Consider the following 14,819-nt stretch of genomic DNA (forward strand, 5'->3'; position numbering starts at 1 on the left):
TTACCGCCGAAGCTCGAAGCTGGTCGCGCCGATTTTCACGGTGGTGTTCAACGGCACCGACGTCGGCACGGCAACACGTTTGCCGTCGAGGAAGGTGCCATTGGTGGAATCGAGGTCCTGAACCATCCAGTCGTCGTGCCAGAGCATCAGCCGCGCGTGGTGGGTGGAGGTGTAGTCGTCACGGATGACCAGGCTGGAATCGCTGGAGCGGCCGATGGTGATGGGTTCGGAGCCGAGCGGGAACTCGGTGCCGGCCTTGGGCCCTGAGGTGATGACCAGGCGGGTGGCGCTCTGCGTGGTGGCCTTCTCCGGCCCGGCTGGCGGCAGCGGTGCGGCCTTCTGGCGGGAGAACTGCTCGGTGGGCGCGGAGGCCGCCGCTGCCGGCGCCTGGGCGAACGCTCCGGCGGGCACCGGGGCGGGCGGCGGGGTGGCGAACGGCACGGCGGCCGCTGCGGGCGCATCCGTGGACATCTTGCGCACCCGTTGGCCGAACAGATCGCTGCGCAGGGCGTAGACGATGCCGAAGATGAACAGCCACAGCACCAGCAGGAAGGCCAGACGCAGGACCAGCAGGGTCAGTTCACTGGGATTCATGTGTTCGGCCCCCAGAACCCGCCCATGTCGTGCCGTTGGGTGGATTCGTCGACCCGGCGCGCCTCGGAGCGTTCGGTACCGGCCTGGGCGACGACCCTGAAGACGATGCTGGTGCGCCCGATGGTGATGACCGAGTCGGGCTCGAGGATGGCCTGCTTGACGGGAGAGCCGTTCAGCTGCGAGCCGTTGGTGGAACCGAGGTCGCGCACCTGGGCGCGGGTTCCGTCCCAGATGATCTCGACGTGCCGGCGGGAGGTGCCGGAGTCGTCGATGGTGATGTCGGCGTCCGAGCCGCGGCCGATGACCGTGCGGGACTTGACGAGCTGATGGCGGTGACCGTTGATGTCCACGACCGGGGTCCAGGCGACGGAGCCGTTCACCGAGGTGGAGTCGATCTGTACCATGCCCTCGCTGAGACCGGGGTCGTTGGCGAGGGTGATCGAGACGACGCCGGTGAACTGGTAGCCCTGCGAGGATGCGTGCTGCTGCACGAGCTGGCCGAGTTCGTCGATGAGGGCGGGGCCCAGATCGGACATGCGCCGGAAGTCGGGCTGGGCCAGACGCACGGTGAAGCGATTGGGCGCGAGGATGCGGTCGCGCGACACGACCGCGGCTTTGGTGTCGAGCTCACGACGCAGCGCTGAGGTGATTTCCACCGGCTGCACGCCCGACTTGAAGGTCTTGGCGAAAGCACCGTTTACGGCGCGCTCAAGACCTTTCTCAAAGTTGTCCAGTATGCCCACAGGTCTCCCGATCCGGTCCGTTTGGCTATGAGCATGTTACTTGCCTCACGTGTTAACTCGCCCAATGGGTGGGTCAGGGCACGGGAAGTCATCCTACGGGGGTACTAGGGCCGGACCACTAATCGGGGTAGTGTTACGGCTCCTCTGGGCGGCAGTACCGACCCGCACACGCTCGAATGGCGTTTCGGTCCCACGGAATGCTAGGATTTCAAAGTTCGCGCGAGTGGCGGAATTGGCAGACGCGCTGGCTTCAGGTGCCAGTGTTCGAAAGGACGTGGGGGTTCAAGTCCCCCCTCGCGCACGGTTGGTACGTGCACGATGGATGAATAATCTGCGCGAACAGTAAGGCCCCCGGGAAACCGGGGGCCTTTCGCCATTTCGGGAGGGTCAGGGCGCATCCCAGCCACCCGCCTCGGTGATGGATTGACTGCCCCGGCTTCTCAATGGCATCGATACATGTTGTTGTACTTCTGGTCTGCGCGTCCGTACGGTGGAAAACACACCATGGCGGCGCGAGATGCCCGATCGTGCAGCACCCGCCGCCCGTGGATCACCTGAGAGGACCACTGTGAAGCGTTTCACCATGCCCGGTACCGAGATCGTCGCCCCGAACGTTGTGCTCGGCCTGATGCGGATCCAGGACAAGACCGACGACGAGGTGCGCGAACTGGTGCGCACCGCCCGTGACTCCGGTATCGACTTCCTCGACCACGCCGACGTCTACGGCAGCGCGCTGCACGGCTGTGAGCGCCGGTTCGCCGAGGCGATGCAGCTGACGCCGTCTCAGCGCGACGAGCTGACCATCCAGACCAAGACCGGGATCGTGGGGGAGGGGCCATACTTCGACTTCTCCTCTGAGCACATCATCGAATCTGTGGACGGCTCCCTGGCCGCGCTTCAGACCGACCACATCGACATCCTGCTGCTGCACCGCCCGGACGCGCTCGTTGAGCCCGAAGAGGTCGCGCGGGCCTTCGACGAGCTGGAAGCCGCCGGCAAGGTGCGCGCCTTCGGCGTCTCCAACCACACCCCGCGACAGATCGACCTGCTCAAGAAGTACGTGCGCCAGCCGCTGGTGGCCAACCAGCTGCAGCTGTCCATCACGCACGCGCCGATCGTGGCGCAGGGCGTGGCCGCGAACATGGCCGGCGAGCAGCAGTCCCTCATCCTCGACGGCGGCGGGATCCTGGACTACTGCCGGCTGAACGACATCACCGTGCAGGCCTGGTCACCGTTCCAGGCCGGCTTTTTCACCGGGGTCTTCCTCGGCTCCCCGGAGTACCCCGAGCTGAACGCGGTCATCGACCGCCTCGCCGCGGCCTACGACGTGCCCGCGATCGCCATCGCCACCGCGTGGATCACCCGCCACCCCGCGCAGATGCAGGTCGTGCTCGGCACCACCAGCCCCGAGCGGGTCGCCGGGGCTGCGTTGGGCTCGGAGATCCCGCTCACCCGCGCCGAGTGGTACGAACTGTTCCGCGCCGCGGGCTACCGGGTGCCCTGAGCGCCGCGTCGGTTACCCGGACAGCACGCAGCGCGCGGCGACCGTGATCGAGATGCCCTCCGTGCCGCCTCGGATGGAGAGGGTGTCGAGGCTCTTGTCGGCCGCCGAGTAGAAATCCGTTCCCATGGCGCGGTCGGACTTCCGGATTCCCTGGCGCTCCCAGCCGGTGGTGATGGCGTCGAAGGCCTCGTCGGCGCTGTCCGCGATCTCGAAGATGGGGATCACGACGGAGCCCTGCACCTGCTGGTTGGCGCCGGTGGCGCAGGGCCCGATCGTGACCGTCGCGGGCCCGCGGATGCCCGCGGCGTCGCCGGCGGCATCCAGCAGGGCGGTCACCACGGCGCGGTCGCGCTGGAGCTGGTCGGCCGCGGCCGCCGGGTCGAAGGCGTCGTCGGCGGCGGGGTTCGGGGTGCTGAAGAAGCGGTCGTCGGGCTCCGCGGAGCCTGGTGGCAGGCCCAGGTAGCCGGTTTCGGTCGGGGCGGCGTTGCTGCGGGTGGAGACCGTGAAGGAGGCGCGCGGCACTCCGTCGACCGTGGTCTGGGAGTCATCAAGAGCGGTGAGCATCCCGGCGACGGTGTCGACGTCGCCGGTTGTGGACACCACCGCGTGCAGCTCCGGCCGTTGCGCGGCGAGGTCCCGCCGGACGTCGATGCCGGTGAACTTGACGGAATCGACGGCCCGGTCAGCGCTGAGCTCGCCGAGAAACCGCACGAAATCGAGGCTCGGCGAGGCCGCGTCGAGGGTGAGTGAGGCTTCCCCGCGCTCGTTCCCGTCTTGCCCGCTGTGCAGGGTGAGCGCGGACAGGGCGTTGAGGCCGAAGTCGGGCAGGGCCCGCACCGAGGCCGTGAGGTCGGCCCAGCGGTCGGCGCCGGCAGTGACGGTGGCCGGGTCGCCGTGGTCGAACACGGCGACCGACCGGGCTCCCGGCAGGTCGCGCAGGGCGAGCACAGCGTCGGCCATCTCGTCGGGTTCGGTGATGATATTGGTGGCATCGGGAAGCGGGGTGAAGTTGAACTGTGCATCGGCGGCGCCGTCCTCGCCCGGGATCCGCAGCAGAGCGGTCGTGGAAACTGTGCCGATGGCGGCGTTCCGCCCGACCGATTCGGCCAGGGCGCGCACATCCACACCGGATTCGTCGGCGTCGATGGTGATGGTGGCCGTCCACGCGCCCGGGTTCGACAACGGCCCGCCGTCCTTGAGGTCGCGGGGGCGGATCTCAGAGGTCGCGCCGGCCACGCCGGCGCTCTGACGGATCGCCTGCGTCGCCCTATCGATCGCGGCCGTGACCTCGGCCGGCGGGTGTGTCAGCAGGCTGCACCCGGACAGGGCCGCGGCGAGGGTGAGCAGCACCGCGCCCGCGACAGCCCGGTGGCGCCGGCGCGTTAGCATCGGCTCGAGTGGGTGTGCATGGCTTCCCCCGAATCCCCCCGGCTACTCGCCAAGGGTGCCAGTATGACGCATCCTGTTACTGTCGATTGGTCGCCCGGCACCGGGCCGGCACCATCTTGCAGGGAGCTCACGTGAACCAGCCACGCATGAACGTCGAGTCGTTCAACCTCGACCACCGCACCGTCGTCGCACCCTACGTGCGCCTGGCCGACACCAAGGTGCTGCCGTTGGGCGACGTCATCGTCAAGTACGACGTGCGGTTCACCCAGCCCAATGTGGCCCATCTGGAGATGCCGGCGGTGCACTCGATCGAGCACCTGTTCGCCGAGCACTCCCGCAACCACTCGGCCCGGGTCGTCGACTTCTCGCCGATGGGCTGCCAGACCGGCTTCTACCTGATCCTGCAGGGCCAGCCGGAGTTCGCCGAGGTTCTCGAGCTGATCGAGGCCACCATGACCGACATCCTCGGCGCCACCGAGGTGCCAGCGGCCAACGAGGTGCAGTGCGGCTGGGGCGCGAACCACTCGCTCAGCGCCGCGCAGGAGGCCGTGACGGTGTTCCTGGCCGGCCGCGCGGGCTGGGCGAACGTCACCGCATGAGCCGTGTCGACACCAGGGCAGCCGACACCAGGGCAGCCGGCACCGGCAGCCCCGGCCCGACCAGCCCCGCCGCGATCATCATGGTCGCGATGGCGGAGGAGGCCGCGCCGTTCCTGGCCGCGGCAACCGTCTCGTCAGCACCGGTCACCGTGGGCAAGGCCCTGCAGTACCGGCTCACCCTGGCCGGGCGCGAGGTGCTGCTCGTGCAGGGCGGCATCGGCCTGGTCAACGCGGCCGGGGCGACAACATCCGCGATTCTCGCCGCCCGGGCGACCGACCCAGGGGCCGCACCGCTGGTGATCAGCGCCGGGTCGGCCGGCGGTGTGGGCGTGGACGTGCGGGTCGGCGAGGTCGTGATCGGCAGCGACTGCCTCAACAGCGACGCGGACGCGCAAGCGTTCGGCTACGCGCTCGGCCAGGTGCCCGGCATGCCGGCCCGGTACGCCGGTGCGGACGCGGCCCTGGACGCCGCCGAAACGCCGACCCGGATGCCCGACGGGTCGCCCCTGGTCGTGCAGCGCGGCCTGATGGTCTCCAACGACAAGTTCGTGGGCGCCGAGCTCGCCGAGAGCCTGCGCGAGCTGTTCCCCGGAGTGCTCTGCACCGACATGGAATCCGTGGGCATCGCGCAGACCTGCTTCGTGCACGGGGTGCCGTTCGTCGCCATCCGCGGCATCTCGGATCTGTGCGGACCGGTGGGCGACCACCTCACCCACGTGGACGACGCGGCCGAGCGCTCGGCCGTGGTGGTGCTGGAGACCCTGCGGCACCTCTAGCACCGGCCCGGCCGGCCCCGTTCACGACCAGCTGTGCCCCGTGCGGACAAGTGCGCCCGGTACGCCGGGTGCAGTTGTCCGCAGGTGTAACAATTGCGGGCGGGGCTTGCGGGCGGGGCCGGGCGCGGCTCAGTCGAAGAGGATGATCTGGCGCACGGCGTTGCCGTCGGCGAGGGTGTCCATGCCCTCGTTGATGTCCTCGAGCCCGATGCGGCTGGAGATCAGGCTTTCCACGGGCAGCCTGCCCGTCCGCCAGAGCTCCGCGTAGAACGGAATGTCCCTGGCAGGCACGGCGGAGCCCAGATAGCTGCCGATGATCGTGCGTGCCTCCGCCGTGATGGTGAGCGGGGACACCGACGCGAGCTGATCGGGCGCGGGCAGCCCCACCGTGACCGTGGTTCCGCCGGCCGCGGTGATGCGCACAGCGGTCTCGAAGGCGCGGGGATGCCCGGCCGCCTCGATGACCACGGTCGCCCGGATGCCCTGCTCGAGCGCCTCCGCCGGCGTGTACACCGCGCCGGCGCCGAGCCTGCGGGCCTGGTCGAGTTTCGCGGGCACCGAATCGATGCCGATGACCCCGGCGACGTCGAGGGAGAGCGCGGTGATCAGCGCGGCCATGCCGACACCGCCGAGGCCGACGATCGCGACGGTGTCGCCGGGGCGTGGCCGGCCGGCGTTGATGACGGCGCCGCCGCCCGTGAGCACCGCGCAGCCGAGCACGGCGGCGATGTCCGGCGGCACGTCGTCGTCGACCGGCACCACCGAGAACCGGTTGACGACGGCATGGTCGGCGAACGCCGAAACGCCGAGGTGATGGTTGACCGGGCTGCCGTCATGCTCGAGCCGCCCGGCGCCGCCGAGCAGGGTGCCCGCGTTGTTCGCCGCGCTGCCGGGGACGCAGGGCAGCTTGCCGTCGGTATGACAGCCGGCGCAGTCACCGCAGCGGGGCAGGAACGCCATCACGACGCGCTGGCCAACCCGGAGGTCGTCGACCCCGGCGCCCAGCTCCACGACCCGGCCGGCCGCCTCGTGGCCGAGCAGTATCGGCGTGGGACGCACCCGGCTGCCGTTGACCACCGAGAGATCCGAGTGGCAGAGGCCGGCGGCCTCGATCTTGACGAGGATCTCGCCTGCACCAGGGTGTTCGAGCTGCAGGTCGAGGATCTCCAGGGGCCGCGACACCCGGTAGGGCCTGGCGGCTCCGGTGGTCCTCAGGACGGCCCCGCGGATGGAGAGTGGCGGTCGGGCCTGCTCGGCGGGCGGAACGGCTGCGACGACGGTGTCGGAATCCACGGTGATCTCCTCGGTGACGGGTACCCCCCTAGTATCCCCGAGCCCGCCCGGCGCATCCGGTATCGGCGCAATTGTTGCCGCTTCGGACTTTTGCGCCCGGTGCGCCGGGACCATTTGTCCGCGACGGGAAACAGGTGCGGCGCCGGCCAGCTACCCCGGCGGCGCATCCGTTCTAGGGTGTGCACATGGACACCACACTCGAGCTTCTGCACATCGTCGCCGCCGTCTTCATCGTGGGCCCGATGGCCATCCTGCCGATGACCGGGCTTCGGGCCCTCCGCGCCCGGGAGGCCGGACCGATCACGGTGCTGGCGAAGTCGGTGAACCTCTTCACGCTGCTCTCCCTGCTGGTGGCGCTATTCGGTTTCGGCGCGCTGGGGATGAGCGAGCGGGCGTCGTTCGCGTCGACCTGGATCTGGCTGTCCATCGTGCTCTACGCGATCGCGCTCGGAATCAACCTGTTCCTCGTCGTGCCGGCGCTCCGCACCGCGGCCGAGGAGGTGACGGCGAACGCGTCCGGCACCGCCCGGCTGGCCGTTTACCCGCGGATCGCCGCCGGGTCCGGCATCGTGACCCTGCTGCTGGTCGGCGTGACCGTTCTCATGGTCTTAAGGCCTTGACCTTCATCCCGCTTATCCGACACGCTCCTCCTCCTCCTCCTCCTCCTCCTCCTCCTCCTCCTCCTCCTCGTCGCCGGTGGCGAGCATAACTCCTGCAGATTCTCGCCGCGGCTGGACATATCCGCGTGATTCCGGCATCCGGAACCCGTCGTCAGAACAATCGCAGGAGTTATGCATCCCGCGCCCGCTGACACGACGGTCACCCGGCGCAGGTCACGCGGTTTCGTGCGCCCGGCTCAGCCAGTGGGGCACCTCGGGGTGAGGCCGGCCGGGCCCCCAGGCGGGGCCGGTTGGTGACCATGCTGTTCCACCTGTCGGATGCTTGCAGCGCCTCGACGCCGTCGACGCTGGCCACGCAACAGGGCCGCGCATCCGCTCGCCAGGCGAGAGGAGGCGCGGCCCTGACCGATACGAACGCTAGTCGAGCGTGGGCATCTGCTCGGTGATGTGCGCGATCGTGGGGATCGACGAGGTGATGACGGTGCCGTCGGCACGTCGGCTGCTCTCGATGAGCGCCGCCGTGGGAGCCCCGGGGTCGCGGGCGCCCTGGTGCGACAGAGGAATCGTTTCCGGCTGTCCGGCCGTCACGACGACCTGCAGGCCGCGAACGGTCAGGCGAGCCTCCGTGCCCTCCTCGATGCTGAGGTGCACGCTGGTCTGGGTGACTGCCACGCGCAGACGGCTGCCCTTGAGCGTGACCCGGAAGATCAGCTCATCCCAGTCCGCCGGCAGGCGCGGGTCGAGCGTGATGCGTCCGCTGTGGTCGCGCAGGCCACCGAACCCCATCACCAGAGCGCTCCACACTCCACCGGCGGATGCGACGTGCACACCGTCGGCCGCGTTGTGGTGCAGGTCGGCGAGGTCGACGAACAGCCCGGAGGTGAAGTAGTTCAGCGCGAGCTCGTGGTAACCCACCTCGGCGGCGATGATCGACTGCACGACATCCGACAGTGTCGAGTCGCCCGTGGTCAGCGGGTCGTAGTAGTCGAAGTCGGCCCGTTTCTCTTCCGGGGTGAACTGGTCGCCCTGCAACAGGAGAGCCAGCACCACGTCGGCCTGCTTGAGCACCTGGAAGCGGTAGATCACCAGCGGGTGGTAGTGCAGCAGCAGCGGCCGGTTCTCCGGCGGCGTCGCCGCGAGGTCCCACCGTTCCTTCTCGAGGAACTGGGCGTCCTGCGGGTGGATGCCGAGGTTGCGGTCGAAGGGGATGTGCATCGCCTCCGCGGCGAAGGACCACTCCATCACCTCGGCCTCGTCGAGCTTGAGGCGGGCCGCCATCGAGTCGAACGAGGCCCGGTCCGTCGACAGCAGCCGGCGCACGCTCTTCACCGCGGCGCGCAGGTTGGAGCGCGCCATGATGTTCGTGTACAGGTTGTCGTTGACCACGGTGGTGTACTCGTCGGGCCCGGTGACGCCGTGGATGTGGAAGACGTCATTGCCGTTGCCGCGCCAGAAGCCCAGGTCGGCCCACATCCTCGCGGTTTCGACCAGGATGTCGATGGCTTCGCGGGCGAGGAAGTCCTCGTCGCCGGTGGCCGCGACGTACTGGCTGAGCGCATAGGAGATGTCGGCGTCGATGTGGTACTGCGCCGTGCCGGCCGCGTAATAGGCACTGGATTCGAGGCCGTTGATGGTGCGCCACGGGAACAGGGCGCCGAGCTGGTTGAGCTCGGTAGCGCGGGCGCGGGCGTGGTCGAGCAGGCCGTGCCGGAACCGGAGGGCGTTACGCGCCGCGTTCGGCGACGTGTAGGTGAGGAACGGCAGCACGTAGACCTCGGTGTCCCAGAAGTAGTGCCCGCCGTACCCGGAGCCGGACACCCCCTTGGCCGAGACGCCCTGGCCGTCGGCGCGCATGGACGCCTGGGCGAGCTGGAAGAAGTTCCACCTGGTCGCCTGCTGCAGGGCAGGCTGGTCGGGCAGTTCGACATCGGTGCGGGCCCAGAACGCGTCGAGCCAGTCGCGCTGCTCCTGGATGAGCTCGGCGACGCCGGTCTCCCTGGCACGGTCCAGGGTGCGGTCGCAGCGGTCGGCGAGCTCGTGCGTGGGCACGCCGGCGGAGGTGTGGTAGCTGATTAGCTTGGTGATGCGGATGGAGTTGCCCATCTTGGCCTTGACCTTGTACACGTGCTTGGCGAGGTCGTCGCCCAGCTGCGACGACTCGTCGAAGTCGTTGATCGTGTCGATCGAGTGGTCGGACGCCGTGGCGATGGTCATGCCCGAGTTGGTGCACCGGAAGCCGAGGATGTAGCGGCCGTTGTTGGCGCGCTTGAACCGTGGCTGCAGCACCCGGTCGGTGAACATCTCGGCGCGGCGGGGATCCCAGTCGTTCGCGGAGCCGGACTTGGGCCGGTCGTACTCGCCGATGCCGTCCTGCCGGTTGAGGGTTTGGCTGGAGATGACGACGGAGGCGTCCGCGTCGAGCATGGTGACCTCGTACTCGAGCACGGCGAGGTGGCGTTCGGTGAACGAGACCATCCGGCGCGAGCGGATGAGCACCTGCTTGCCCGACGGCGTGCGCCAGACCAGCGAGCGCGACAGGATGCCGTCGGCGAAGTCGAGCCGGCGCTCGTAGCTGAGCAGCTCGGCCAGGGTGAGCACCAACGGCTCGTCGTCGACATAGATGCGGATGATCTTCGCATCCGGGGCGTTGACGATGGTCTGGCCGACACGGGCGAAACCGAACGCCTCTTCGGCGTGCCGGATCGGCCAGGTCTCGTGGAACCCATTGATGAAGGTGCCGTGAACGTGGCCGTCGCGGCCCTCGTCGACGTTGCCGCGGAGGCCCAGGTAGCCGTTGCCGACGGCGAAGATGGTCTCGGTGCGGCCCATGTCGTCGCCGGAGAACTCGGTTTCGACCAGGGCCCACTCGTCCAGCGGGAACCGGCTGCGGTCCAGCGGGTCGGCGAGGTTCTGGATGGCGGCGTCGAGGGTCATGCGTGCACTTCGCTCTCGGGGGACAGGACGGTGCTGCCGATCAATGGCAGCAGCTCATCGAGGTCGGCCACGACGGTATCGGCGCCGGCCTCGAGCAGAACGTGGGATCCGACGCCGCGGTCGACGCCGAGCACCAGCCCGAAGTGGCCGGCCCGGCCGGACTGGATGCCGGATTCGGCGTCTTCGACGACGACGCACTCCGCGGCGGTGAGGCCGAGCAGCTCGGCGGCGAAGGCATAGGTGTCAGGCGCGGGCTTGCCGGCCAGTTTCTCGGCGCGGGCACGCACACCGTCGACGACAATCTCGAACCTGTCGCGGAGGCCCGCCGCGGTGAGGACCATCTCGCCGTTGAGGGAGCTGGTGACCACGGCCACCTGCAGGCCGGCAGCGACGACGGCGTCGAGGAACCTGAGCGAACCGGGATACGGGCTGACGCCGTCCTCGGCGAGAGTTTCGTTGAAGGCCTTGTTCTTGCGGTTGCCGAGACCGCAGACGGTCTCCAGTTCCGGCGCGTCCGACGGGTCACCGTCGCGCAGCGAGAGGCCGCGGGAAGCGAGCAGCGATCGCACGCCGTCGTATCGGGGCTTGCCGTCGATGTAGCCGAAGTAATCGGCATCCGTATACGGTTTGACGCCACGGGAGTCCAGGAACGGCGTGAACAGCCTCGACCAGGCGCTCATGTGCACCTCGGCGGTGGGGGTGAGCACGCCGTCGAGGTCGAAAAGCACGCCGCGCGCGGTGAGAACCCGGTCTCGGGTCTCAGCTGGCGAAAGGGGGGAGTGGGGGGAAGTCAATATGGTGCCCTGCTTGGTAGTTGCGTGAAGAGATGGCTAAAAACCGGGTAGTCGAGCTTGTCACTTGCCCCGGCGATCACGAAATCTTCCGGAGCCGCCGGCGGCTCCGGGGCAGGGAGCCGTCGTGCGGTGCACATCGATCCTAGAACTTCGATCTGTCCGGTGTGGTGTCCGCGTGTTAACGTTCTGTTGCCAATTCGCCGAACGGGCGCATTGGGCGGCCAACCTCTGCTCAGTGCGCCATGGTCGGGGCGTCGTGTGTGCCGGTGACCGACACCGCCGGCTTGCGGATGAAGAAGGCCAGTGGAATCGCGAAGAGCGAGATGATCGCGCCGTAGAGGAACGCGCTCTGGGTGCCCGCCGCGGTGGCGGCGATCTCGCCGGCGCCGTTGGCGATCTGCGTGGCCGCGGTCGAGGACATCACCGTGACGAACAGCGCCGTGCCCGCCGCGCCGGCCAGCTGCTGGGCGGTGCCGACGATGGCGCTGCCGTGCGAGTACAGCGCGGGCTTGAGGGAGCCGAGCGCCGACGTGAACAGCGGGGTGAACAGGAACGCCAGCCCGAAGCTCAAGGCCACGTGGGCCACCAGCACCCACCAGACCGGGGTCGTCGCGGTAAGCATGGTGAGGAACCAGAACGCACCGCTGACGATGATCGACCCGGGAACGAGCAGCACGGTGGGGCCGAACCTGTCGAAGAAGCGGCCGACGAACGGGGCGAGCAGGCCCATCGTGAGGCCGCCGGGCAGCAGCAGCAGGCCGGTGGTGAGCGCATCCAGGCCCAACACCGTCTGCATGTAGATCGGCAGCAGGATCAGTGTGCCGAACAGGGCCATCATGCTCACGGCCAGCATCACGATAGCGAAGGTGAAGGTGCGCGAAACGAAGGTGCGCAGGTCGAGCAGGGCCCGGTCGGCGCGCTGCAGGGCGATCTGGCGCCAGACGAACAGGGCGATCGCCAGGGCGCCGATGGCCAGCGGCACCAGGCCGGCCGCGGCGCTGCCGGTGGCGGATTCGCCCAGGTTGCTCAGGCCGTAGACCAGGCCACCGAAACCGAACGCCGAGAGGATCACCGAGATGACGTCGAGGGGCACCTTGGTGGGAGTGGTGACGTTCTTGATGCGGGCGGCGCCGAGCACGAGGGAGCCGAGGGCGATCGGCAGCACCAGGAGGAACATCCAGCGCCAGTCGAGCACGCTGAGGATCAGGCCCGAGATGGTGGGGCCGATCGCCGGGGCGACCGAGATGACGATGGAGATGTTGCCCATGGTCTTGCCGCGGGCGGCGGGCGCCACCAGGGTCATCACGGTGGTCATCAGCAGCGGCATCATGATGGCCGTGCCCATGGCCTGCACCACCCGGCCCAGGATCAGCACCTCGAAGCCCGGCGCGATCGCGGCGATGAACGTGCCGGTGCTGAACAGTGTCATCGCGGCCAGGAAGACCGGGCGGGTGTTGAACCGCTGCAGCAGGAACCCGGTGATCGGGATCACGACGGCCATGGTGAGCATGAACGCGGTGGTCAACCACTGGGCGGCGCCGGCGGTGATGTTCAGGTCCTTCATCAGGTGCGGCAGCGCCACACCCATGATGGTTTCGTTGAGGATCACAACGAACGCAGACACCAGCAGCAGCGAGATGACGAGCTTGGTGCCGGCGGCATCCGGTGTGTTGCTGGTCGCTGCGTTGCCGGTCGGTGCGTTGCCGGTCGGTGCATCGGCGGTGCTGGTGGTGACAGAGTCGGTCATCGGGGTCCTAACGAACGGGCACTGGTGCGACCCCGGTATGAGGTACCCATGCCATAACCAGAACGCGCCTGATATGTTCCCGAATCGGACATTTGCGTCCGGCGCACCGGGTGCAGATGTCCGTACGGGGGACAGTTGTGGCCGGCCCGGGTTGGCAGCAGATCGCCGAGGATTGGCAGGCGCCAGCGCCCTCCGGCCACAGAAACGTCCCTACGCTGGGGGAATGCCGATCACCCCCGACACCAAGGACTGGACCTGGGTGCTCGAGCACCCGTGTCCCGAGTGCGGATTCTCCGCCGCCGACCTCGACTACGACGACGTTCCCGCCCTCGTGCGGGCGAACGCGGCCGCCTGGGCGCCCGTGCTTGCCCGACCGGATGCGGCGGTGCGGCCCGACGCGGCGACCTGGTCGGCGCTGGAGTACGCGGCCCACGTGCGCGATGTGTTCCGTATCTTCGACACCCGGCTTAGCCTGATCCTCGGCGAGGACGACCCGCTGTTCGCGAACTGGGACCAGGATGCCACGGCCGTGGCCGAGCGCTACAACGAGCAGGACCCGCAGGCCGTGGCGGCCCAGCTGGCCGCGGCCGCGGCAGCCGTCGCCGACAACTTCGCCGCGGTGCCGCCCGCCGACCGGCAGCGCACCGGCCGCCGCAGCGACGGCGCCCGGTTCAGCGTGACCACGCTGGCCCAGTACTTCGCGCACGACCCCACCCATCACCTGTACGACGTCGCCGGCTGATTGCGGCGGCCTGACTGTTGCCGATGCGGACAAGTGCACCCGGCGAACCGGGACCACTCGTCCGCACGGGGAACAGTTGCGGGCCTTCGACTGGTACGCCGAGGTCATTCGGTCGAACGGTGCCAGCCTCACGCGCTAGCGTCGAGAGACACGTTGTACACCTTGGGTGGTCTTGGGGATGCTGGTCCCCCGGAGACCGCCTCGTTTGGAGCTCCACATGATTTCGCCCCGCATCGCCTTCCTCGACGTGGACGGCACCCTCATCGACTCGGGCGAGGTGATCGCCGATTCCACCATCGAGGCGGTGCAGACCGCCAGGGCCAACGGGCACCTGGTCTACCTGAGCACCGGCAGGGCGAGCGTGGAGATCTACCCCCGGATCCGGGATATCGGCTTCGACGGGGCCATCAGCGCAGGCGGCGGCTTTGCCGAGATCGGCGACGAACTGGTCATCAAGCGCACGATGCCCGAAGCGGCGGTGGAGCGAATGGTCGACTTCTACGAGGAGTCCGGGTACGACTTCTACCTGCAGGCCTTTGATGAGCTGTACCCGAGCCCCGGGGTGCGGAACCGTTTCGCGAGGTACCTCGACGACGACAGCGAGCGCAAGGGCGAAACCCGCACCGACCTCGCCTCGGTGACCGACGCCGACGAGCACCCCGCACTGAAGGCCTTCGCCGACGTGCGCCCACTCAGCTTCACCGGGATTGCGAAGTCGGTGTTCCTGGCCGGCGACCTCACCGCGTTCGACCGGGTCAGTGCGGCGCTCAGCGGCGACTTCCACGTGATCACCGGCACCATCCCGCACATGGGCAAGGGCAGCGGCGAAGTCACCCTCGGCGGGGTCAACAAGGGCTCGACGCTGCTGCAGTTGCTCGACAGGCTCGGCCTGGGTGCGGCATCCGCCATTGGAATCGGCGACAGCAATAACGACATCGAGATGTTGCAGGTCTGCGGCGTGGGCATCGCCATGGGCAACGCCACGGATGCGGTGAAGGCGCACGCTGACGAGGTCACCACGAGCGTGCTCGATGACGGGGTCTGGAACGCGTTCCGCCGCCACGGCCTGATCTAGCTCGCGTTA

14 protein-coding genes and 1 tRNA gene are annotated in these 14,819 nt (G+C 68.7%); 7 read left to right on the top strand and 8 right to left on the bottom strand.

Going from position 1 to position 14,819, the window contains the following annotated elements:
- Entirely contained in the window at positions 1 to 594 is a 594-nt protein-coding gene (locus tag BJQ95_RS00120; RefSeq protein WP_130177682.1) for an FHA domain-containing protein, read from the bottom strand.
- Complete coding sequence (locus tag BJQ95_RS00125) at positions 591 to 1,337, bottom strand: DUF3662 and FHA domain-containing protein (RefSeq protein WP_130177683.1); 747 nt, start codon at positions 1,335 to 1,337, stop codon at positions 591 to 593. The genes BJQ95_RS00120 and BJQ95_RS00125 overlap by 4 nt, the downstream gene beginning before the upstream one ends.
- Positions 1,338 to 1,554: 217 nt before the next feature.
- On the opposite strand from BJQ95_RS00125, the gene BJQ95_RS00130 reads away from it, so the two are divergent.
- A tRNA-Leu gene (locus BJQ95_RS00130) sits at positions 1,555 to 1,638 on the top strand.
- A 267-nt stretch (positions 1,639 to 1,905) separates the two neighbouring features.
- Positions 1,906 to 2,841: an aldo/keto reductase family oxidoreductase gene (locus tag BJQ95_RS00135; protein ID WP_130177684.1), complete on the top strand. Its 936-nt coding sequence runs from the start codon at positions 1,906 to 1,908 to the stop codon at positions 2,839 to 2,841.
- 12 nt (positions 2,842 to 2,853) lie between these two features.
- On the opposite strand, the gene BJQ95_RS00140 is transcribed toward BJQ95_RS00135, so the two are convergent.
- Positions 2,854 to 4,230: a hypothetical protein gene (locus tag BJQ95_RS00140; protein ID WP_130177685.1), complete on the bottom strand. Its 1,377-nt coding sequence runs from the start codon at positions 4,228 to 4,230 to the stop codon at positions 2,854 to 2,856.
- A 146-nt stretch (positions 4,231 to 4,376) separates the two neighbouring features.
- On the opposite strand from BJQ95_RS00140, the gene BJQ95_RS00145 reads away from it, so the two are divergent.
- Positions 4,377 to 4,829 (top strand): S-ribosylhomocysteine lyase, encoded by a 453-nt coding sequence (locus tag BJQ95_RS00145; protein WP_130177706.1) that lies wholly within the window; start codon positions 4,377 to 4,379, stop codon positions 4,827 to 4,829.
- Entirely contained in the window at positions 4,826 to 5,605 is a 780-nt protein-coding gene (gene mtnN / locus BJQ95_RS00150) for a 5'-methylthioadenosine/S-adenosylhomocysteine nucleosidase (RefSeq protein WP_130177686.1), read from the top strand. The genes BJQ95_RS00145 and mtnN overlap by 4 nt, the downstream gene beginning before the upstream one ends.
- Before the next feature lie 129 nt (positions 5,606 to 5,734).
- Here the strand turns inward: mtnN and BJQ95_RS00155 are convergent, their stop codons facing one another.
- Positions 5,735 to 6,898, bottom strand: a complete 1,164-nt coding sequence (locus tag BJQ95_RS00155) for an alcohol dehydrogenase catalytic domain-containing protein (protein ID WP_240694733.1) — start codon at positions 6,896 to 6,898, stop codon at positions 5,735 to 5,737.
- 185 nt (positions 6,899 to 7,083) lie between these two features.
- Here BJQ95_RS00155 and BJQ95_RS00160 point away from each other — a divergent pair, with 185 nt between their 5' ends.
- A complete protein-coding gene (locus tag BJQ95_RS00160) occupies positions 7,084 to 7,518 on the top strand; it encodes a DUF2269 family protein (RefSeq protein WP_130177688.1) in 435 nt (144 codons plus the stop codon).
- 12 nt (positions 7,519 to 7,530) lie between these two features.
- Here the strand turns inward: BJQ95_RS00160 and BJQ95_RS00165 are convergent, their stop codons facing one another.
- The 4 genes from BJQ95_RS00165 to BJQ95_RS00180 all read right to left on the bottom strand — a co-directional run bounded on the left by BJQ95_RS00165 (position 7,531) and on the right by BJQ95_RS00180 (position 12,993).
- On the bottom strand, positions 7,531 to 7,656 hold the full coding sequence (locus BJQ95_RS00165; protein ID WP_256041475.1) for a hypothetical protein: 126 nt from the start codon (positions 7,654 to 7,656) through the stop codon (positions 7,531 to 7,533).
- Between the two features lie 279 nt (positions 7,657 to 7,935).
- Positions 7,936 to 10,452, bottom strand: coding sequence for a glycoside hydrolase family 65 protein (locus BJQ95_RS00170; RefSeq protein WP_130177689.1), 2,517 nt, complete (start codon positions 10,450 to 10,452; stop codon positions 7,936 to 7,938).
- Positions 10,449 to 11,180 (bottom strand): HAD family phosphatase, encoded by a 732-nt coding sequence (locus tag BJQ95_RS00175; protein ID WP_130177690.1) that lies wholly within the window; start codon positions 11,178 to 11,180, stop codon positions 10,449 to 10,451. Before BJQ95_RS00175 ends, BJQ95_RS00170 begins: the two co-directional genes overlap by 4 nt.
- 298 nt (positions 11,181 to 11,478) lie before the next feature.
- Entirely contained in the window at positions 11,479 to 12,993 is a 1,515-nt protein-coding gene (locus tag BJQ95_RS00180) for an MDR family MFS transporter (RefSeq protein WP_130177691.1), read from the bottom strand.
- Positions 12,994 to 13,216: 223 nt separating this feature from the next.
- Here BJQ95_RS00180 and BJQ95_RS00185 point away from each other — a divergent pair, with 223 nt between their 5' ends.
- The gene (locus tag BJQ95_RS00185; protein WP_130177692.1) at positions 13,217 to 13,735 is read left to right on the top strand and encodes a DinB family protein; all 519 of its coding nucleotides are present in this window, start codon (positions 13,217 to 13,219) and stop codon (positions 13,733 to 13,735) included.
- A 217-nt stretch (positions 13,736 to 13,952) separates the two neighbouring features.
- On the top strand, positions 13,953 to 14,810 hold the full coding sequence (locus BJQ95_RS00190; RefSeq protein ID WP_165384920.1) for a Cof-type HAD-IIB family hydrolase: 858 nt from the start codon (positions 13,953 to 13,955) through the stop codon (positions 14,808 to 14,810).
- Positions 14,811 to 14,819 lie beyond the last annotated feature (9 nt).

This window comes from Cryobacterium sp. SO1, assembly GCF_004210215.2.
GTDB lineage: Bacteria > Actinomycetota > Actinomycetes > Actinomycetales > Microbacteriaceae > Cryobacterium.

What these genes read in the sequence shown, in the direction of transcription:
- BJQ95_RS00160 (WP_130177688.1), top strand. Translation starts at nt 7,084, where the DNA reads ATGGACACCACACTCGAGCTTCTGCACATCGTCGCCGCCGTCTTCATC.
- BJQ95_RS00145 (WP_130177706.1), top strand. Translation starts at nt 4,377, where the DNA reads ATGAACGTCGAGTCGTTCAACCTCGACCACCGCACCGTCGTCGCACCC.
- BJQ95_RS00165 (WP_256041475.1), bottom strand. Translation starts at nt 7,656, where the DNA reads ATGCCGGAATCACGCGGATATGTCCAGCCGCGGCGAGAATCTGCAGGA.
- BJQ95_RS00140 (WP_130177685.1), bottom strand. Translation starts at nt 4,230, where the DNA reads ATGCTAACGCGCCGGCGCCACCGGGCTGTCGCGGGCGCGGTGCTGCTC.
- BJQ95_RS00170 (WP_130177689.1), bottom strand. Translation starts at nt 10,452, where the DNA reads ATGACCCTCGACGCCGCCATCCAGAACCTCGCCGACCCGCTGGACCGC.
- mtnN (WP_130177686.1), top strand. Translation starts at nt 4,826, where the DNA reads ATGAGCCGTGTCGACACCAGGGCAGCCGACACCAGGGCAGCCGGCACC.
- BJQ95_RS00180 (WP_130177691.1), bottom strand. Translation starts at nt 12,993, where the DNA reads ATGACCGACTCTGTCACCACCAGCACCGCCGATGCACCGACCGGCAAC.
- BJQ95_RS00120 (WP_130177682.1), bottom strand. Translation starts at nt 594, where the DNA reads ATGAATCCCAGTGAACTGACCCTGCTGGTCCTGCGTCTGGCCTTCCTG.
- BJQ95_RS00185 (WP_130177692.1), top strand. Translation starts at nt 13,217, where the DNA reads ATGCCGATCACCCCCGACACCAAGGACTGGACCTGGGTGCTCGAGCAC.
- BJQ95_RS00190 (WP_165384920.1), top strand. Translation starts at nt 13,953, where the DNA reads ATGATTTCGCCCCGCATCGCCTTCCTCGACGTGGACGGCACCCTCATC.